18 protein-coding genes are annotated in these 19,456 nt (G+C 35.8%); 3 read left to right on the top strand and 15 right to left on the bottom strand.

Annotated elements, in window-relative coordinates; genetic code table 11:
• Window positions 1–44 precede the first annotated feature (44 nt).
• The 4 genes from G7Y65_RS02160 to G7Y65_RS02175 form a co-directional block, all read right to left on the bottom strand.
• A complete protein-coding gene (locus tag G7Y65_RS02160) occupies window positions 45–605 on the bottom strand; it encodes an ECF-type riboflavin transporter substrate-binding protein (protein ID WP_042492176.1) in 561 nt (186 codons plus the stop codon).
• A gap of 137 nt (window positions 606–742) precedes the next feature.
• On the bottom strand, window positions 743–2,182 hold the full coding sequence (rlmD, locus tag G7Y65_RS02165; protein WP_042492178.1) for a 23S rRNA (uracil(1939)-C(5))-methyltransferase RlmD: 1,440 nt from the start codon (window positions 2,180–2,182) through the stop codon (window positions 743–745).
• Between the two features lie 30 nt (window positions 2,183–2,212).
• Window positions 2,213–2,887, bottom strand: coding sequence for a GTP pyrophosphokinase (locus G7Y65_RS02170; protein ID WP_141926952.1), 675 nt, complete (start codon window positions 2,885–2,887; stop codon window positions 2,213–2,215).
• A gap of 181 nt (window positions 2,888–3,068) precedes the next feature.
• Window positions 3,069–4,148, bottom strand: coding sequence for a BMP family lipoprotein (locus tag G7Y65_RS02175; protein WP_042492182.1), 1,080 nt, complete (start codon window positions 4,146–4,148; stop codon window positions 3,069–3,071).
• 298 nt (window positions 4,149–4,446) lie between these two features.
• Between G7Y65_RS02175 and guaA the strand changes: the two genes are divergently transcribed.
• The gene (gene guaA, locus G7Y65_RS02180; RefSeq protein WP_165314514.1) at window positions 4,447–6,000 is read left to right on the top strand and encodes a glutamine-hydrolyzing GMP synthase; all 1,554 of its coding nucleotides are present in this window, start codon (window positions 4,447–4,449) and stop codon (window positions 5,998–6,000) included.
• A gap of 537 nt (window positions 6,001–6,537) precedes the next feature.
• On the opposite strand, the gene G7Y65_RS02185 is transcribed toward guaA, so the two are convergent.
• From G7Y65_RS02185 to proB, 3 genes are all read right to left on the bottom strand, one after another.
• Window positions 6,538–7,203, bottom strand: a complete 666-nt coding sequence (locus tag G7Y65_RS02185) for a CPBP family intramembrane glutamic endopeptidase (protein ID WP_042492186.1) — start codon at window positions 7,201–7,203, stop codon at window positions 6,538–6,540.
• A 495-nt stretch (window positions 7,204–7,698) separates the two neighbouring features.
• Complete coding sequence (locus tag G7Y65_RS02190) at window positions 7,699–8,949, bottom strand: glutamate-5-semialdehyde dehydrogenase (protein ID WP_371862338.1); 1,251 nt, start codon at window positions 8,947–8,949, stop codon at window positions 7,699–7,701.
• The gene (gene proB, locus G7Y65_RS02195) at window positions 8,927–9,769 is read right to left on the bottom strand and encodes a glutamate 5-kinase (RefSeq protein ID WP_042492187.1); all 843 of its coding nucleotides are present in this window, start codon (window positions 9,767–9,769) and stop codon (window positions 8,927–8,929) included. The genes G7Y65_RS02190 and proB overlap by 23 nt, the downstream gene beginning before the upstream one ends.
• Window positions 9,770–9,942: 173 nt before the next feature.
• Between proB and dsdA the strand changes: the two genes are divergently transcribed.
• The gene (dsdA, locus tag G7Y65_RS02200) at window positions 9,943–11,253 is read left to right on the top strand and encodes a D-serine ammonia-lyase (protein ID WP_042492189.1); all 1,311 of its coding nucleotides are present in this window, start codon (window positions 9,943–9,945) and stop codon (window positions 11,251–11,253) included.
• A 67-nt stretch (window positions 11,254–11,320) separates the two neighbouring features.
• On the opposite strand, the gene G7Y65_RS09420 is transcribed toward dsdA, so the two are convergent.
• From G7Y65_RS09420 to G7Y65_RS02225, 6 genes are all read right to left on the bottom strand, one after another.
• A complete protein-coding gene (locus G7Y65_RS09420; protein ID WP_257607277.1) occupies window positions 11,321–11,452 on the bottom strand; it encodes a hypothetical protein in 132 nt (43 codons plus the stop codon).
• 99 nt (window positions 11,453–11,551) lie between these two features.
• Window positions 11,552–12,718, bottom strand: a complete 1,167-nt coding sequence (locus G7Y65_RS02205; RefSeq protein ID WP_042492191.1) for a metal-dependent hydrolase family protein — start codon at window positions 12,716–12,718, stop codon at window positions 11,552–11,554.
• A gap of 18 nt (window positions 12,719–12,736) precedes the next feature.
• Window positions 12,737–13,906, bottom strand: coding sequence for a hypothetical protein (locus tag G7Y65_RS02210; protein ID WP_042492193.1), 1,170 nt, complete (start codon window positions 13,904–13,906; stop codon window positions 12,737–12,739).
• Between the two features lie 198 nt (window positions 13,907–14,104).
• Entirely contained in the window at window positions 14,105–14,779 is a 675-nt protein-coding gene (locus G7Y65_RS02215; RefSeq protein ID WP_165314515.1) for an ABC transporter ATP-binding protein, read from the bottom strand.
• A gap of 2 nt (window positions 14,780–14,781) precedes the next feature.
• Window positions 14,782–15,837 carry an FtsX-like permease family protein gene (locus G7Y65_RS02220; RefSeq protein ID WP_165314516.1) on the bottom strand — a complete coding sequence of 352 codons (1,056 nt, stop codon included), beginning with the start codon at window positions 15,835–15,837 and terminating at the stop codon, window positions 14,782–14,784.
• 17 nt (window positions 15,838–15,854) lie between these two features.
• Window positions 15,855–16,364, bottom strand: coding sequence for a TetR/AcrR family transcriptional regulator (locus G7Y65_RS02225; RefSeq protein ID WP_165314517.1), 510 nt, complete (start codon window positions 16,362–16,364; stop codon window positions 15,855–15,857).
• Between the two features lie 235 nt (window positions 16,365–16,599).
• Between G7Y65_RS02225 and G7Y65_RS02230 the strand changes: the two genes are divergently transcribed.
• Window positions 16,600–17,274 (top strand): matrixin family metalloprotease, encoded by a 675-nt coding sequence (locus G7Y65_RS02230; protein ID WP_042492199.1) that lies wholly within the window; start codon window positions 16,600–16,602, stop codon window positions 17,272–17,274.
• Window positions 17,275–17,380: 106 nt separating this feature from the next.
• Here G7Y65_RS02230 and G7Y65_RS02235 read toward each other — a convergent pair whose 3' ends face one another.
• Window positions 17,381–18,136, bottom strand: a complete 756-nt coding sequence (locus G7Y65_RS02235; RefSeq protein ID WP_137600353.1) for a MerR family transcriptional regulator — start codon at window positions 18,134–18,136, stop codon at window positions 17,381–17,383.
• A 157-nt stretch (window positions 18,137–18,293) separates the two neighbouring features.
• Window positions 18,294–19,424: an MFS transporter gene (locus G7Y65_RS02240; protein ID WP_137600454.1), complete on the bottom strand. Its 1,131-nt coding sequence runs from the start codon at window positions 19,422–19,424 to the stop codon at window positions 18,294–18,296.
• Between the last annotated feature and the right edge of the window lie 32 nt (window positions 19,425–19,456).

Here is a 19,456-nt window from a genome sequence, read left to right on the forward strand (position 1 = left end):
TATATTTTTATATGTATGAGTAGGTTTACCCTACTCAAAATCGCTTAATCTTTTTCTTTTAATGAGCCTTGCTTAACCTGTGTTTTATTGTAAGCAACGAGCAATAAGCTTCCTAAAATACCAACTGATACGAAATTAATACCGGTTGATACAAAACCTTGTAAGAACACTTTGCTAGCAGGTTCACTATAAATCAATACATCCCCTAAAGGTGCAATGACACTCCAAGCAATCAAATTGGCAACCAATTGCCAAACGTTAAACCCAACCAATTTTTTAGTAGTTAAATCACCATTAATTAGGTTCATTTTCTTTACAGCCAACCCTAAAACAACACCAAATAGTGCATCAGCAATGACCCATGTCCACCAAACAGAACCATAAGAAATCGCATCATTCAAAGCATGACCGATAAAAGCAACCAGTCCACCAACAATTGGGCCAAAAATAGCAGCAAGTAACGACAGCCAAGCTTCGGCAACGTTGATTTGGGTATTAGGAATGCCAGTTGGAATAGCAACGAATTTAAATAAAATTAAAAATACAGCGGCTCCAATACCAGTTGCAACAACTGAGCGTGTTGATAATCCCTTACGTTGTTTCATAATCTTCTCCTTTATTATAGCCTGATAAATTAATGTAAAAAACGACAATACTACACTATGTTAGCATTGTCGTTTCTCTCATCTTATCTTTATGTTCGATAACCAACATACTAATATAATAGCATCACCGTCAACATTTATTTCTTAGTAAATTTGACGATACCTTCCCAACGAGCTGTCTGTGGGAACATATCAATTGATTGGATATAATCGACACGATAAACCTTTGCCAAATCAACTAAATCACGTGCCAGCGTTGAAGCATTACATGAAACATAAACAAATTTATCCGGCTTCGTCGCTAATATTGTTTGGCGTAATGCACCGTCCAACCCTGTACGTGGTGGGTCAACAACCAACGCATCTGCAATCCAACCTTCATCAGCCCACTGTGGTATTAATTCTTCGGCAGCACCAACGTAGTAAGTTGCATTATCAACTGCATTATCAATAACATTTTCAGTTGCATCATCAATTGATTCAGGTATCGTATCCATTCCGCGCACTTCACCTGCATGATCAGCCAATGAGATACCAATTGTTCCAACACCTGAGTAGGCATCAATTAGCTTATCCGCTTTTGTTAGATCCAATGCTTTAATTGTTTCTTGGTACAAGCGTTGCGTTTGGCGTGGATTTAATTGTAGGAAGGCTCGTGGTGATAATTTAAAAGTTTTACCATTTATGTCTTCTGTAATATAGTCTTCACCCCAAATTTGACGTGTGTCATCTCCCCATATTAATGAAGAATCACCACGATTAATATTTTGATGAATTGAAACAACTTCAGGCAGTTCAGCATGAATTCGTGCGATCAATTCATCTGAATCAGGTAATGAACGACCATTGGTCACAATCGTTAATTGCACATCTCCTGTTGATTCTGAAACACGTGCAATTAATGTTTTAATCGAACCGCGATTACGACGCTCATCATAAATTGATAATTGCATATCAGCTAAAATATCACGAACTGTACGAACAACTTTTAACGTAGCTGGGTGTTGTGTTGTCATAACTGGCAAGTCAATTAACTTGTGAGACTGACGTTTGTACATTCCCACCGCTAATTTACCATTCACCTCACGTACAGGGAACTGCGCTTTGTTACGGTAACCAGTTGGATCATCCATACCAATTGTTGGTAATAATTTATAATGTGCATAACCAGCAGGCCGATATTTTTCCAAAGCTTGACGAATGACGTCTTGTTTAAATTTCAGTTGGCCTTCATATGATAGATGTGCTAATTCAACTCCACCGACCTCTTGATTATCAACCGGTGTTACACGTTGCTTAGACTGTTTTTTGAATTTAAGCACTTTTGCTTCAATAAATTTATTCGTAAAGTTAGTGACTTCAACTTCTACAACTTCCCCTGGTAACGCTCCTGGAATAAATGTGATCTTACGTTTATAGTAGCCAATTCCTTCACCGTTAATCCCTAAACGCTTAATTGTAATTAATAGCTGATCACCAACTTCAACTTTTACTGGTGCACTGTTCTGTTTATTTGTTCCACGTGAAACATGATTGTTTTTACGATCATGTGCTTGATTTTTTTGTTTATTTTCCATATTTCGTTCTACAATAGCTCTTTCTTTTGATTATAATTCATGATGAATATCTTGGAAATTTTGTTCAATAGCAAATAATGCATTAGCATTATGTACTAAATTATCCGCAAATTCTTCTGCTCGGTCAACATCTGTTTTGTAACGCAGTTCGTGTTCCAAGCTTGCCCACATATCCATACCAATCGTCCTGATTTGAATTTCTACTGGGATTGATTCAACTTCACGCGCCTTAAAAACTGGTACTTTAACCACCAAATGAAGGCTACGGTATCCACTGTCCTTAGGGTTTTCAATATAGTCTTTACGTTTAATAACTTCTATATCATCTTGTTGAGATAATAGTTTTTCAACTGTATAAATGTCATCAATATAATTTGTAATAACCCGCAAACCAGCAATGTCAAAAATATTATTTTTAACAGCATCCACGTTGGGAGCCAAATTTTTCTTTTTAATTTTACCCACCAAACTTTGTGGATCTTTCATACGACCGTCAATATGGTGAATTGGATTATGATTATAGTTAACTTCAAATTCTGCATCTAAATTTTCTAACTTCGTTAAAATTTCATGCTGGGCTGATTCATACACTTGATACATTTGTGCAATTTGAGTTAATTGATTGGCAATCCAATCATATTCACTGTCATCCCCAAGCAATTGTCGAATTTTTCTAACACTCATTGTATTTCTTTTTGAATTCATTTTTAATATTCCTTATGTGCAACATCACGCAACGTACTTATCTTATAAGTCATTATACTGAACTATTAATCATTTTTCGAAATTTTTTACTCGATAATAACTTAAAAAATGAATTTTATTTCATATTAAAAAGCCGAAATCTTACGAAAAGTACTCGTATGACTTCGACTAAATTTATTTTTTACTTGTTTGGCACTGCTGAAACCTTGATGTCACCATCAATGATTTGTTGTTTAGCATTGTTCACAGCGTTCTTTTCATCACTGTTCAAATTCTTTGTCACAACACCTACACCACCTTCTTTTAGACCATAATAAACAGTCTTACCACCAGGGAATTTATCATTTTGTGCTTGCTTGGTAATTAATTGCAAACCACGACCAATCCCCGTTAATGATGATGTTAGCGTCAAGTTATCTTGTTTACCATCTTTGGTCTTATAATCACCCATATTAGTTTGGTCAAGATCAACACCAATTACCCAAACTTTACCCTTTGAGCCTGCAGGTAACGTAGAACTTTGGTCTTTTGCTGCTTGGAAAACGCCATTACCAACGCCACCAGCAGCTTGGAAAATAATATGTTCACCTTCTGCTATTTTAGCTTTTGTTATCGTTTGTCCTTTAGCAGGATCTGAAAAAGTGCCAGCAAAAGTTGCATCTACTTTAATACTTGGATCAACTGATTTCACGCCGGCTTGGTAACCAGCTAAAAACGATTCAATGACTGAATTACGCATACCACCAATAAAGCCAACTGTTTTGTCACCAACTTCTTGTGCTTTCTTAGCTGCAGCAACACCAACTAAATATGAAGATTGTTCAGAATGAAACTTAACTGAAGCAACATTTTTATATTTCTTATTTGCTTGCTCATCAACCAAAACAAATTTTGTTTTTGGTTGCTTTTGTGAAACAGTTTCGACAGAATCTTTAAACGTATTACCAATAGCTGCAACCAAATCATAATTAGCTGTCGCTGCTTGTGTTAATTGCGTATTATAATCAGCAACTGTTTTAGGTTGAAAATAGTTATAACCTGACTTACCCTGGGTTAAGTTATTTGCTTTACCCCATTTTTGTAAACCATTCCATGCACTTTGGTTAAAACCTTTATCGTTAACACCATTCGTATCTGACACCATGGCTGCTGTAAATTTATCATTATTAGCTGCTTTTTCACCGTTCATTGATGCAACACCAATTCCTGCAATCGCAACTACTATTACGCCACCAATAATCATCATCCGACGTGAAACCATTTTTGAATACCTCCAAGTATTAATCCCTCGACCCAACCACTCACTTAAGAGTTCTTAAAAATATAATAATGTAAATTACTATAGCGGTCTCAACAAGAGAATGCAAGACTATTTTTTAGCATATTTTAAAGTGTTTTATTGAATGATAAAATCATTAGCAAAAATTAGTTTAATATGTGAAATGACCCGTTTATCAATCATTATTTTATTTACAGCAACTACGAACATTACCATAAACATGCATTGAAAATTATCATAAACTACGTATAATAGAATTATAAATTAAATGGAGGATATCATGGCCAACACAGATACACACGATAGTATTCTTGTATTGGACTTTGGTTCTCAATATAACCAACTAATTTCACGACGCATTCGTGAATTAGGTGTTTATTCCGAACTAAAGCCACACACTATCACCGCAGCTGAAATTAAAGAACTTCAACCTAAAGGTCTAGTCTTTTCTGGTGGTCCTAATTCAGTTTACGCTGATGGTGCCTTTTCTGTTGATCCAGAAATTTTTAATCTAAACATTCCAATCTTAGGTGTTTGCTATGGTATGCAACTTATGGCACATATGTTGCCTGGCGGTAAAGTACTACCTGCTAACAACACATCTGAATATGGTGAAACTGAGATTAAGGTTTTGGATACAAACAGCACCTTATTCGCTGACACACCTGAGACTCAAACTGTTTTGATGTCACATGGTGATTATGTCGGTGCTGTTCCTGAAGGCTTTACTGCAGTTGCTACATCTGATAGCACCCCTATTGCTGCGATGGAAAATAAAGAACGTCAATTATATGGCGTGCAATTCCACACTGAAGTCCGTCATACCGTTCATGGTATGAAGATTTTAGAAAACTTCATTGATAATGCCGTTCACGCTAACCGTGACTGGTCAATGGATGATTTCATTGACGAGCAAATCGCAAAGATTCGTGAAACTGTTGGAGACAAACGTGTTTTGCTTGGACTTTCTGGTGGTGTTGATTCATCAGTTGTTGGAGTGCTATTGCACAAAGCTATTGGTGACCAATTAACATCAATCTTCGTGGATCACGGTCTACTTCGTAAGAACGAAGCAAACGAAGTTATGGCAGCACTTGGTGATAAGTTCGGTCTAAACATCATTAAAGTTGATGCTCAAGACCGTTTCTTGAACAAGCTTGCTGGTGTAACTGACCCTGAAAAGAAGCGTAAAATCATTGGTAATGAATTTATCCGCGTCTTTGATGAAGAAGCTGCTAAGCTTGATGGTATTGACTTCCTTGCTCAAGGAACGTTGTACACTGACGTTATCGAATCAGGTACTAACACGGCCCAAACCATCAAGTCACACCACAACGTTGGTGGATTGCCTGATGACATCCAATTCCAATTAATCGAACCTTTGAACAAATTGTTTAAGGATGAAGTTCGTTCACTTGGCGAAAAGCTTGGTATGCCACACGAACTTGTTTGGCGCCAACCATTCCCAGGTCCTGGTCTAGGAATCCGTGTTCTTGGTGAAATCACTGCTGACAAGCTAGAAATCGTTCGCGAATCTGATGCTATCTTGCGTGATGAAATTGCTAAGCAAGGATTAGACGGCGAGGTATGGCAATACTTCACAGTCTTGCCAGGCGTTCGCTCAGTTGGTGTTATGGGAGATGAACGTACTTACGATCACACCATCGCCATTCGTGCCATCACATCTGTTGATGGTATGACAGCTGACTTTGCTAAGCTACCATGGGATGTCTTAGAAGAGATCTCTCGTCGTATCGTAAATGAGACTGCCCACGTTAATCGTGTAGTCTATGATATTACAGCTAAGCCACCTGCAACTGTTGAGTGGGAATAAAACAAATAACTTTTAAAATATTTGGTACCAATAACTAATCTTACAGATTAGTTATTGGTACTTTTTTTAATTAATCAAAAAGAAAAATAGATCAGGAAATTATTAAAGATAACTTTTCCTAACTAAAAATTCTATACAAAAAGCAGTCGAATTTATGACGAGCTCAGTTGCTTGATGTTCAAAATAAGTTGTTTTAACAAGAAAAGATGCGTTTAAATAGTTGTTGCAAGAAACGATTATTTTAACTATGAACGACACTTAGGAAAAAATGACCTCACTCCGTATAAACACCGGAATGAAGTCATTCATAAAAGCGAGTACGCCTGATTTAATTTTATAATATTTTAACCATCTACTTGACGAATTTTAGTACACTTTAAAACTTTTTTGTTCGATTAACGCAATACCAATGTTAATAAAATGACTTATTCTAAATAATTAAGCTACTAATTATCGCTAACATTAATAATGCTTCATTTAAATTTTATTATTCCTTCATCAATCGTTGCTTTACCAATTCCACATTTTAATATACTACTAAAAAGTCATAGTAGCTAACGCATTAGCTAAAACGTGAGTAAATATTGTTATTGTTATATTTCTGTCCGAATATTCATATATAATTGCTAAAAAAATTAGGTCAAAATAATAAATAACTGTGACTACAAATGTTTTCAAATCACCTAATCCCCAAGAAAATCCATGAACTAAACTAAACAGAAAAGTTACTATTAAAATGCGAATCCACTTACTAAATCGGTTTTCCTTTTTAAATATTTTAGTCAACAATTGACCTTGAATTATTTGTTGAAAAATAAGTTCCTCCGTTATCGGTGCAAATACAAGCACAAATGGTACCAATAAACAAGAAGGCACCTCTCCTAAAAAGGAACTTTGAGAAACTCCTGGATTTACGTTCAATATGCTCATTGTTAAAAAATCATACAATTCAATTGATAACAAACCAATTACAGGAATAATTATGAGCAATATTTTAGGTTTTATATTAAGCCCATTAGTTACCTGTCTTTTATAAATTTGTATAATAAAAATTGAAAACACAACATTTATCAAAATTGTCACCGTTAGACTATTTAATAAATGTAACAAATCATTCAAAAAAAAATCTAATCCGTCACTAATTACTAAATAAACTATTACTAAAGACACAAGCCATGTCGTTTTATTTTTTACCTGCATCATGCTTACCAAAAACTCTCTTTACAAATAAAATAATCCTATTAATATGAAACTATTCCACCAATATTAATATGCCATGAAATTTTTTTAACATGACGCTTCTTACTATGCTTTTTCCCTTCTACCAATGACAAGTCTTGCATGTCAATTACTTGTCTTTTTCTAGTTCATTAAACATTTGAACTCTCCTCAGTAAAAAACAGGATGTCAATAAATATTCAAAAATCAATTTGCCAATTTTATAATAAAATTTGTTCCAAAGTATTTCAAGATTTAAAAGTATACATTTTGTAAATATTACATTTTATAATTCCAGTAAATTTTGTAACCCTATTCTAAGAATCATTGATACTTTTATAAGATATTAATATTATCTTGTTCCGTTTTCATAATGAGACAATGCACTTGTAGTAATATCCATTTAATAGAGGAAGAAAATTTAGAACACTAACTACGTCCATCATTATGGGACTATAGATGTCATCCCAACTTCATTTTTTATTCTCTAATTTGTCCTTGACCTAAGATGACATATTTTGTTGTTGTTAATTCTTTTAAGCCCATTGGTCCACGAGCGTGTAGTTTTTGCGTTGAAATACCAATTTCAGCACCAAAACCAAATTCAAATCCATCTGTAAAGCGTGTTGACGCATTAACGTAAACACACGCTGCATCAATTTGTTGGGTAAATTGTTGACTGTGTTCATAATTGGTCGTGATAATCGCTTCAGAATGTTTTGTATTATGTTTATTAATATGGTTAACTGCTTCTTCTAAATTATTCACAACTTTAATTGCAATAATATAATCATTATACTCAGTATCCCAATCAGCAACCTGAGCCGGCTTCGCTTGGTCACCCAAGATTTGACAAGTTTGCTCGTCACCTCGAATTTCAACATGCTTTTCAGCGAGAGCTCGCGCAATTTTTGGCAAGAAATCCGCCGCAATTGCTGCATTAACCAATAATTTTTCGGTCGCATTGCAGACAGATGGGCGTTGCGTTTTCGCATTAAGGATAATGTCTTCAGCCATCTGTAAATCAGCTGTTTCATCAACATAAATATGACAATTGCCTGCACCTGTTTCAATAACTGGAACTGTTGCATGCTGTACAACTGTCTGAATTAATCGTGATGAGCCACGTGGAATTAAGACGTCAACATATTGATTCAATCGCATAAATTGTTGTGCTAATTCATGTGACGTCTCTGTAATCATCTGAATCGCATCTTGTGGCAAATCAAATTCAGCTAGAACAGCACGCAAAACCGCTGCCATTTTAATATTAGTCTGTAATGCTTCCTTACCACCACGTAAAATTACGGCATTCCCCGACTTAAAGCAAAGAGCTGCTGAATCAGCCGTCACATTGGGTCGTGCTTCATAAATAATACCAACTACGCCCAGCGGTACCCGTTTCTGACTAATTTGTAGTCCCGATTCCGTTGTCCAACCACGCTCAACATTACCAATTGGCTCTGGTAAGTCAGCTACCTTTCTAACGCCATCAGCAATACCAGCAAGTCGATCTGCAGTTAGCGTTAATCGATCAATAAACTTATCCTCTAAACCTGTCTGACTTGCTAAATCTTCATGATTAGCTGCCAAAATTTCTGGTGTTTTTTCTACTAAAGCATCAGCCATTGCAAGTAAAACCTGATTTTTTATTGTCGTAGACAATTGCGATAACGCTAAAGCAGCTGCTTTCCCTTGCTGACCAATTTCATTTAATAATTCTGTCATCATCTAATTCCTCACTATTGTTTTCTGCAATAAATAGTGTGCCAATTTCTTCACCATTCATAATATTAAAAATAATTGATGGATTAGCGCCATTTGCCAAAACCATCATGTGATTATGACGTAAAATATGAGCCGCTGCTTTTAACTTTGTGGCCATCCCACCTGTACCAAATACAGTGCCAGCGCCACCTGCTCTTTTTAATGAATCATCCGTTACTTGATGCAATTCCTTAATTAATTTAGCATGCGGATCTTGATGTGGATTGCCAGTATAAAAACCGTCAATATCCGATAACATGATTAACAAATCCGCATGTGAGCGTACCGCAACAATTGCAGATAATTGATCATTATCACCAAAAGTTGTCCGATGATCCAACTCATCAACTGCCACTGTATCATTTTCATTAACGACTGGGATAATTCCCCAATCTAGTAATTGTTCAATTGTATTATGAACATATTCCCGACTCTGCGGATAATCTAATACATCATGTGTCAGCAATACTTGACTAATTTTTTGACCGTAAGTAGCAAAGCGTTGTTGGTATACTGTCATCAATTCGCTTTGCCCAATCGAAGCTAATGCTTGTTGTTTGGGTATCTCTTCTGGTCGGTTTATTAGTCCTAATTGCCCCATACCAGCCCCAATAGCACCTGAACTCACTAAAATAACTTGTTTACCTTCGTTAACTAATCCTGTTAAGGTATAGCTCAATTGATCGATTGCTTGCAAATCAATTTTGCCGTTAGGATGCATTAAAGAACTTGTACCAATTTTTACAACAATACGTGAAACATTCCCCATGTGACGACTCGTCATGCGAATTGCCTCCATTTTCTATTAAGTTTTATCATAATTCTACAATAATCATTTAAAATAAAACAGCTAAAAATAAATATCTTGTATGTGACGTTAGCTTACACAATTACACTAGAAATTAATGCTTGGCGTTATACTAATTTTAAATTTAAAGGCGAAAGGATTGATAGCACATGAGTTTAGAAACATTGATAACAGAAAATCCCCAAATTGAAGATTTAATTAATCAACAACCCACTTTTTGGCGCAATCCAGACTACGCTCAAAAAGCTACATTGCCTTTTTCAAAAACAGATATTTTTGATGCCGTTGCCCGCTTAGATCGCTTTGCACCATACTTAGCAACTGTTTTCCCAGAGACAGCTGCGACAAACGGCATCATTGAATCACCCCTGATTTCATTAAATCATATGCAGAAAATTTGGAACCAACCGGCGCATGAACTTGCTGGCCATCTATATTTAAAAGCTGACAACGCTTTACCCATTTCAGGTTCAATTAAATCCCGGGGTGGCATCTATGAAGTCCTAAAATTTGCCGAAGAAATCGCAATTGCACATGGGAGTTTAGCTTACATGTATGACTATAGCATTCTCGCCTCTACTAAATTCCGGAAATTATTCGCTGATTACAGCGTTATTGTTGCTTCAACTGGTAATCTTGCATTAAGTGTCGGTATCGTTGCAACCACATTTGGATTTAAAACGACGGTCTACATGTCTCATGATGCTCGCCAATGGAAGAAAGATAAATTACGTGCAAACAATGTAACCGTTAAAGAATTTAACACCAATTTCTCAGCAGTCATGCCAAAAGCACGGGCTGCTGCTGCATCAGACCCAAACTGTCATTTTGTAGATGATGAGGGTTCCAACGACTTATTTTTAGGTTATGCTGTTGCGGCCGTCCGTCTACAAAAGCAACTTAAAGCACAACAAATTAAAGTTGATCAGGAACATCCCATTATTGTTTACTTACCAGCAGGCGTTGGTGGTAGTCCCAGCGGTGTTACATTCGGGCTAAAAACCATCTTAGGTCCTCACGTTCATGCCATTTTCTGTGAACCCACCCATGTGCCTTCTGTCACACTTGGCATGATGACCCAGCTCAATAATCGTATTTCAGTGTATGACATTGGTTTAGATGGTCTAACGGCTGCTGATGGGCTTGCTGTTGGTCGACCATCCCGTTTAGCTGGTAAAGTTATGCGCACGCTTCTCTTTGGTAGTGTCACATTCCCAGATAATGATATCTATCGCTATGTTGCACAGTTACAAGACATGCAACATATTACCGTTGAGCCTTCTGCAGCTGCTGGTTTTACCGGTATTACACCAACAATCAAAAATATGCCGGCATTTAATACCCCAAACGCTACACATATTGTTTGGGCAACTGGTGGCAGCATGATGCCCAAAAGCGAACGTGATACAAATTATGCTAAAGGAAAAGCACTATTAACCGATACTTTAGCTCACGTTTAATGAAATATACTAAAAAGGACCGGTAAAGCACACATTAAAGTGGTACTTTACCGGTCCTCAGACATTTTTAAAATTTTTTCTTTAAATAATTAAACATATCCACAATTGCAGCCATCAACAGACTAATTAAAAATGATTCTGTTGTTGTTTCCCAAAGATCTTTAGCAATCTGTTTTATTTTACTCAATAATTGTTTCATACATTAATTAAACCATAAAGTATAAGCTACTTACAACGCTAATGCTGTGATTCACACATACCTATTTGCATAAAATTTGAAACATCAATGGCACAAGTTTTAAGCCACAACATGTCCTTTTTTGTATACAACCTTATCGGCTTGCAAGGCCTTAATATCTTGCATTGGATTGTCATCCAACACAATAAAGTCAGCTAATTTACCAGCTTCAATGGATCCAGCATGATCGGTAATCTTTAATAGATCAGCACCATTAATCGTTGCTGCTTGCAAAGCTTGCAAATTAGTTGCACCAGTATCGACCATCATTGCTAATTCAATTGATGAATTCTTATTGAAATTATTATAAGCAGTTCCTGAATCCGTACCCATTGCTAATTTAACACCAGCTTTAGCGGCCTGTCCAATACTTTGACGATGTGCTTTTTCAACAGCTAATGACTTCTTTACCATAAAATCAGGTAATTCATCAGCATTTTGATTAATTGCCCATGGCGCTGTCAAAGTTGGCACAATGTAAATATCTTTATCCAAAAACATTTGAATTGTTTCATCGTCTAAGAAAATAGCATGTTCAACTGAATCAACACCTGCTCGTAATGCATTTTGAATGCCTTCCGTTCCCTGCGCATGTGCACAAGCTGTTCTCCCCTTATGATGTGCCTCAATAACACCTGCGCGCAGTTCTTCTTCTGTCATCTGAACATCCCAAGGTGTTTCCCCATTAAATGATACACCACCAGTCGCCATCATCTTCACATTACGTGCACCTTTTTTCATTACCAAACGTGCAAACTTCTTAACTTCATCGACACCATCAACTTCATAACTACCATTACTAAAATGGCCACCTGTCATCGTTAGCGGATAACCAGAAGCAATAATACCAGGTGCAACTAACTCACCGCATTCTTCTAGTGCCGACAATTCAATGTCCACATCAAATACTGAACCAACATCACGAATATAAGTCACACCATCTGTTAGCAACGCATTCAAATTCTTTAATGCTAAAAATGTTGACGTTGCAGCAGTCACATCTTTATCCCCCAGTGTTGAAATCTTTTCATATGGATCTGCCACTATATGTGTGTGCGCATTAATCATCCCAGGCATTACATACTTACCTACCAAATCAACTTCTTGATCAACATCCGTAGCTGTTATAAACTCCCCAGAATCTGTATCAACAATAAAGTTAATACCTTCCTCAAAATCCGTATTATTACCTGTAAAAACATTTGCATTCTTATATAAGACTTTCATATTTTTCCCCCAAAAAAATTACAATAACTTCAAAAATACTGACGCAATAATTACTGATGCTACTGATACTGTTGCAAAACCACCAACCAACATCTTCGGCATCATATAGCTTGTTAAGTAAGATCTCTCATTTTCATCAGTCGTTAAATGACCAATAACCTCATTTGTTAACACATAATCAGCCGGAAAACCAAATAATGCAGTTAATGAAGAAGCAAATGCCATTTCTTTACTCATTTTCATAGGCTTTGACAAAACCCATGAAGCAACAAACATTCCAAAAATACCAAGTATAATTAGTACCACGATTTGAATTAGAATTGTGCCCAACATGTCTGGTGTTGTCACACTTAATTGTGACAACACATATGCCATCAAACCATACATCAACCAATTAAATACTTTAGTCTTATTCAAAATTTCTTTTTCTAGAAAACCAATTTGATGTCCAACAACACCCAGAACAAGTGCAATCACGTTTGCATTAATTGCACCATTCATCAAACCAGCTAACCAAATTGATAGCAACCCAACTACGCCAACTTTAGCTAACATAAAAGCACTAGTATTATACTTTGCTGGTAATTTAAATAATGCTTTTGGCTCCGTATCAACAGCTTCCTTCTCAGCAACTGTAACTTGTGGATTACCACGATATTCACGTAATAAGCGACGACCTTCTTTTTTCAACATCACTGATGTTAGTGGATAACCAATCATACTATGCATAATAAACATTGAGACCGGTAACGCAACTAAGGACGATAACCCAGCTGCCTTCAGACCATCCGTCATAAGTAATGCTGATACTAAACCACCCGTTAATGGTGGGATTGCTGCAATCACTGTATGCCAATCAAACAAGACGGTTCCAATTGTCAACGTTAAAATAATCGTTCCCAGTGTTCCGGACAAAGCAATCGTTACTGCGCGCCACTGGTTTAACAACTGACGTATATTCATCATAGTTCCTAAATGAACTAATAAAATCGGAATACAAACCCCAACAAATTCACCACCAAATGATGCCTTAGCAACTATATCCTTAGGTAGGATTGTCCAAAACCCAATAGTAAATAAAACTGCCGAAATAAAAATTGATGGTACATAAGCTTTAGTTAAAGATGACACCCATTCACCCACAAACATAAAAACCATAACAATTAAAAATGCCCCTAAAAATTCCATAAACGCCCTCTTTCTCATTGAAATATTATTTTATTATAATATTTTTAATTTAGCGTTTTGTAAACCATTTTTTAATAATCTTAATAAATTTCTCATTTTATTGATGTTATTATTTAAATTACATTATTATCGTTATCCAATTCCAATTAAAAAGCCTCAAAAATTTTTTCTGAGGCTTTTAATGGAAAAATACTGTATTTAATTTTTCTGTGTCAAATAACCATCCGTCATTTCATATAAATGATCTGCAGCCGCCATCAATCGTGAATCATGAGTCACAACTACGACTGACTTGTGATGTTTTACTGCTAAATCCTTTAGAAGTTTAGCAACAACAACAACACGTGAGCTATCCAGTGCTGCTGTCGGTTCATCTACTAAAATAATCGATGGATTTGGATACAACGCACGTGCAATAGCTACTCGTTGCTGCTGTCCTCCTGACAATTCACCAGGAAATTTATCCAGCAATTCCTTTATATCTAACATTTCTAACACGTTATTTAATTCATCTTCAGTAAGATTAGCTTCAGGCTTTACTTTATCAACTAATTTGAACTGATCTGCAACTGTTAGATAAGGTAATAAATGATAAGCTTGTAACACAAAACCAATTGATTCTAACCTAACTTGATCCCGTTCTTTTTTAGAAAGATCTGTATAATTCGTACCATTCACTGAGACAGTACCACTTGTTGGGGTCAATAACCCACCAATAATTGTCAAGAAGGTACTTTTACCAGAGCCAGATGGCCCCATTATTAAGTTGAGCGTACCCGGTTCTGCAGTAAAATTCACATCATGCAAGACATGCACTTTTGCTGTACCGTTACCATAAATTTGATTAACATTTTGAACAGATAATGAATCCATATTTAACCTCCAATCGCCGAAACGGGGTCAATTTTCAAGACTGACCTAACTGGTATTAAGCTACCAATTAAGGCCAGCAACAATAATCCCAAACCAACACCGCCGAGAACAGGGATATCAAAGGCAACCGGTACAGATGCTGGCATTATCACTGCTGTTAAGGCTGTTAACCCGGTTGCTATCATTAGCCCACAAATGACTAGTAAAATTGATTGTGAAATGGTTGCCTTAACTAAAACCTTGCTAGGGACACCTTGTGCTCGTAAAACAGCGTAATTTGGTATTTTTTGCATCGTCAAAATATAAAGAAATACAGCAATAATAATCAATGAAATGACCATTAAAAAGCCAATCATTAATACAAATGTTGCCGTTTGGGCTTGATAACCTGGTAGTTTATCAATAACTTGTTGTTTGGTGTAAGTTTTAACACCCGTATTATTATTTTGATAATGCGCATTTTTAGAAACAACTGCCGATGCAACTGGCCCTGAGGTCATGCCACGTAAATGCTGCCACGTGTTTAATTGACCATACACAATTGGTGCAATATTCAATTTTGCACCTTCAGTAAAGCCAACAATCGTATATTTTTGTTTATCATCATTCAAGGTTAATTGACTACCTAATTTATAACCTGATGTTTTAAATGCTGTATCAACAACAATTTCATGAGCACCGTTCACATTATGCCCACTTTCAAGTTTTATATTTTTATAAACAAATTGTGTATCCTTTAAGCCAATAAATACAGCGGATAATTGTTTATGTTGATTAGATTTTGCAACAACCGATGTTTGACCAATAACAGCTTCTTGATTACTTAGCTTACCAACATTATCAGCGCTTAAAAATGACTGGCGCATATCTACATTGGCATTAGCATTCAAGGTAATCTGGTTGACATGCCATGAGTTAATCGCATCTGTATTTTGTCTGGCTAATCCTAATGCTAAACTTGTCAAAATAAAGATAAGATAACCAATCAACACAATCATAGCTACGATTAAACTTGACCGTAATTTTTCTTTTCTAATTTCTTTAAGTGCTAGAAACATAATTTTTCCTTTACTTGTTAATTTCTCGTTAGTACAAATCGTAATTGTGCTAATCGTTCTGAAATTGTACCTGGATCTAGGATAATATCTTTAATTGTTTGGTGGTATAAAAGCGTAATTGCCCACTGGTTAGCGCTCTTATCTCCAGAAAACATCTTAGATGGTTCATTACCCAAAAATCCTTCATTATAGCGATAATGTAATTCAATTAAATCACGATATCCCGTCTTATCAGTTTCTTGAACAAAACGTTTGATCGATTCAATATAGGTTTCAACATTATCAGTAGTTGGAACAGTCGGCATTGATTTATGAATTTCGTATAATGCAATATTCAATACATAGTGATACGCATCCGTTAAATCACTAAAATACTTATAAAAAGCGCCTCGTGCAATCCCAGCATCCGCAACAATTCGTGCTACCTGGGCTTGTGCTAGCGGATATGTTGAAAATTCATGCAACAATGTCTGTCTAATTCGCAATTGTTTATCATCTGCTAAATGTTCAAAAGTATTTGAAACCATAATTTATCCCCGCTTTCTAAAAAAGGTGACGCCGTGTCACTTATCTATGGTGCTAGTATATCAAAAAGTGACACCGTGTCAACATTATTGTTTTATTTATTAATTTACTGAAATATCTTAGTCAAATCTTTCTATCAATCAGCTCACCAAAGTATCTATAAGGTTTCTCTTAATTTGATATACTATAATTTAAATTGTTTACACCATGGTCTAGGTGTACAGAAAGGTAACCACAATGAAATTTTTTAAAGGCATCATACTTATCATTGTTGCCCTCGTTGGCTACAATTGGGTAACAACGCCAACGGTTAGCCAACAAATTAATAGTGAATTAAGTGGTTTAATTACCAATTTAAAATCATGGTCAAATGAGCTACCTATTGCTACTAAAAAACAAGGCGAAACACAGCCTGACAAAGGTAGCCAGACTGATGACGATATTGAATCAATTGTTCGGGGTAAAAAACTATCTAACGTTTACACTTATAAGTTTGATAATAACGTGCCACAACAAACCCAACACATATTTTTACAAGCCATGGATATCTATAATGAAACTGGTATTGTAAAGATTACGGCGCAAGAACAAAGTGATTCAAAAAACACGCTCACATTGGGGGTCTACAATAAACCTTCTCAAAATGAAAGTAATTTCCAAGAACTAGGTGTCGGTGGACCCGAAATTTATTCTCAAACTGGTTTTGTAAATATTGATTATAATCATGGTAAAGCAACATTAAATAATGCATATCCCCCACGATTATCAGCCGCTATTCATGAAGTTGGTCACGCGCTTGGATTAAATCATACAGAAAATAAAAATTCCGTTATGTATCCTGTTGATCAGGGTATTACAGCGCTATCAGAACAAGATATTAATAATCTTAGAAAGATTTATCCTACTGAATAAGTCAGATTTTGCATCAAATAAAAACCGTAAGTTGCCAGAACATTTTTGGCAACTTACGGTTTTTTACTTAATAATACTTGTTCCACGTGAAACAATGCCAACATTATCACGATGCATAATGTTGAATAATATGGTACAAAGCCTCTGCACTACCTGGTTCTTTTTCATCGTAATACATTTTAAAGCGTTCATCTTCAACATACATTGTTACGATACCTTTATGCATCTCTGCAGAATATTCTGGTAGCGTAAAACTCAGCCATAATTTGTGTAATTCAAATATTTCGTGTGCAATTTTCCCTTGCAAATCAGGTGTTACAACATACAATGCTAATTGCTCAAAAAGCTGTTTTTCAACTAATTTCATTTCATCCATATCAGCTTGTGTTAATCGTAAATATTTTTTATTAGCTTGATCTACCTGATCAGTACCATATTTTGAACGAATCTCATCCCCATACTGTTGTTCATTCTGTGTAATTTGTTGTACTTTAAATGCTGAAAATTTGTCACTAGCTGTCATGTCAATTTCTCCTTGATAATACTGCATGGTTTTCTTAATATTTAACAATAAATTTTCAATGCGTTCCCTACGAGACAAAAGCTGTTGATACTGTATGTGTAGCGCTTTTTTAACATCAAATTTTGGATCGTCTAAAATGAGTTTAATTTCTTCCAAACTAAAATCCAATTCACGATAATATAAAATTTGCTGTAATCGATTAATCTCTTCATCCCCATAAAGGCGATAACCCGATGAATTAATCATTGCTGGTTTTAATAATGAAATTTCATCATAGTACCTTAATGTCCTTGTACTAACGCCTGATAATTTAGCAACAGTTTTAATTGTATATGTCATAACTAAAAAAATATTCCTTTCACGATAAAACAATCATAAGGGGTAACGTAACGTTAAGGTCAACTAAATATTTTAAATATAGAAAAAAAGATGCATGATACGACCAAAAAGGCCTATCCCTAGTCATATAACAAGGATAGACCTTTATTTTATTTAATTAATCAATTTCTTGACCACGCGTTTCTTTACCTAAAAGTAAGATGACAACAATTGCAATAACTAAGGCCAAACTGAAAATACTAAAGATATTTGCAAACGACAAACCATGACCAATAAAGAAACCAATTGAGAGCGGACCTAACACACCTCCCAAGCGACCAAATCCTCCTGCAAAGCCATTCCCTGTTGCACGGATAGCTGCTGGATAAGATTCTGGCGTATAAGCATACATCGCACCCCAAGCACCTAGATTAAAGAATGATAATAACATACCTGAAATCATAATCATCGTTAAACTAGTAGAAAATCCAAATAGTGCTGCAAAAATAGCTGTTCCCAATAAGAATACGGCAATAACTGGTTTGCGTCCCCATTTTTCGACAAGCCATGCTGATGTAAAGTATCCTGGTAATTGTGCTAATGTCATGATGACAACATAGCCAAAACTATTAACGGTACTAAATCCTTTACCAATCAACACACTTGGTAGCCACAAAAAGATGCCATAATAAGAAAACATAATCATAAACCAAACAATCCATAGCATAATCGTTTGATGACGATATTCTTTATGGAATAACTTTTTTAGTTTAACACTAACGGATTCCCGATTACCTTTGGTTGTTCCTTTATTAATATCCTCTGGTAAATGACGACGTAAAACCAACACGTAAAATCCAGTTAATGCCGAAATAATCAAGGTTATTCGCCAACCAAATTGTGGCATCACAAAGTATGCTAACAAACTAGCAATTAACCAGCCAACCGCCCAAAAACTTTCCAATAAAACAATTATGCGACCACGCTTTTCCTTACTAACATGTTCAGAAACTAACGTCGTGGCAACAGGCAGTTCACCGCCTAGTCCAACACCAACAAAAAATCGTAAAATAATAAACCCAATAAAGCCCATTGTAAAAGCTGATAACCCAGTAGCGACTGAGAAAATCAATAACGTTGCCATCAGCATCAATTTTCGACCCTTTTGATCAGCTAAAATACCAAAGGTCACAGCGCCGACAGCCAATCCAATCGAATTTACAGATCCCAACCAACCAACTTGAACTGAAGACAGATGCCATTCTTGCTGAATTGCCACCAATATAAACGATAATAATCCCACATCCATAGCATCAAACAACCAGGCTAATCCTGTCACCG

The sequence above is a fragment of the Weissella sagaensis genome, from assembly GCF_010306265.1.
In the GTDB taxonomy this organism is placed as follows: Bacteria; Bacillota; Bacilli; order Lactobacillales; family Lactobacillaceae; genus Weissella; species Weissella sagaensis.

What these genes read in the sequence shown, in the direction of transcription:
- G7Y65_RS02215 (WP_165314515.1), bottom strand. Translation starts at nt 14,779, where the DNA reads ATGGATTCATTATCTGTTCAAAATGTTAATCAAATTTATGGTAACGGT.
- G7Y65_RS02170 (WP_141926952.1), bottom strand. Translation starts at nt 2,887, where the DNA reads ATGAATTCAAAAAGAAATACAATGAGTGTTAGAAAAATTCGACAATTG.
- G7Y65_RS02175 (WP_042492182.1), bottom strand. Translation starts at nt 4,148, where the DNA reads ATGGTTTCACGTCGGATGATGATTATTGGTGGCGTAATAGTAGTTGCG.
- dsdA (WP_042492189.1), top strand. Translation starts at nt 9,943, where the DNA reads ATGAGTTTAGAAACATTGATAACAGAAAATCCCCAAATTGAAGATTTA.
- G7Y65_RS02235 (WP_137600353.1), bottom strand. Translation starts at nt 18,136, where the DNA reads ATGACATATACAATTAAAACTGTTGCTAAATTATCAGGCGTTAGTACA.
- G7Y65_RS02160 (WP_042492176.1), bottom strand. Translation starts at nt 605, where the DNA reads ATGAAACAACGTAAGGGATTATCAACACGCTCAGTTGTTGCAACTGGT.
- guaA (WP_165314514.1), top strand. Translation starts at nt 4,447, where the DNA reads ATGGCCAACACAGATACACACGATAGTATTCTTGTATTGGACTTTGGT.
- rlmD (WP_042492178.1), bottom strand. Translation starts at nt 2,182, where the DNA reads ATGGAAAATAAACAAAAAAATCAAGCACATGATCGTAAAAACAATCAT.
- G7Y65_RS02205 (WP_042492191.1), bottom strand. Translation starts at nt 12,718, where the DNA reads ATGAAAGTCTTATATAAGAATGCAAATGTTTTTACAGGTAATAATACG.
- G7Y65_RS09420 (WP_257607277.1), bottom strand. Translation starts at nt 11,452, where the DNA reads ATGAAACAATTATTGAGTAAAATAAAACAGATTGCTAAAGATCTTTGG.
- G7Y65_RS02185 (WP_042492186.1), bottom strand. Translation starts at nt 7,203, where the DNA reads ATGATGCAGGTAAAAAATAAAACGACATGGCTTGTGTCTTTAGTAATA.
- proB (WP_042492187.1), bottom strand. Translation starts at nt 9,769, where the DNA reads ATGACGAGTCGTCACATGGGGAATGTTTCACGTATTGTTGTAAAAATT.
- G7Y65_RS02230 (WP_042492199.1), top strand. Translation starts at nt 16,600, where the DNA reads ATGAAATTTTTTAAAGGCATCATACTTATCATTGTTGCCCTCGTTGGC.
- G7Y65_RS02210 (WP_042492193.1), bottom strand. Translation starts at nt 13,906, where the DNA reads ATGGAATTTTTAGGGGCATTTTTAATTGTTATGGTTTTTATGTTTGTG.
- G7Y65_RS02220 (WP_165314516.1), bottom strand. Translation starts at nt 15,837, where the DNA reads ATGTTTCTAGCACTTAAAGAAATTAGAAAAGAAAAATTACGGTCAAGT.
- G7Y65_RS02225 (WP_165314517.1), bottom strand. Translation starts at nt 16,364, where the DNA reads ATGGTTTCAAATACTTTTGAACATTTAGCAGATGATAAACAATTGCGA.
- G7Y65_RS02240 (WP_137600454.1), bottom strand. Translation starts at nt 19,424, where the DNA reads ATGGATGTGGGATTATTATCGTTTATATTGGTGGCAATTCAGCAAGAA.
- G7Y65_RS02190 (WP_371862338.1), bottom strand. Translation starts at nt 8,949, where the DNA reads ATGATGACAGAATTATTAAATGAAATTGGTCAGCAAGGGAAAGCAGCT.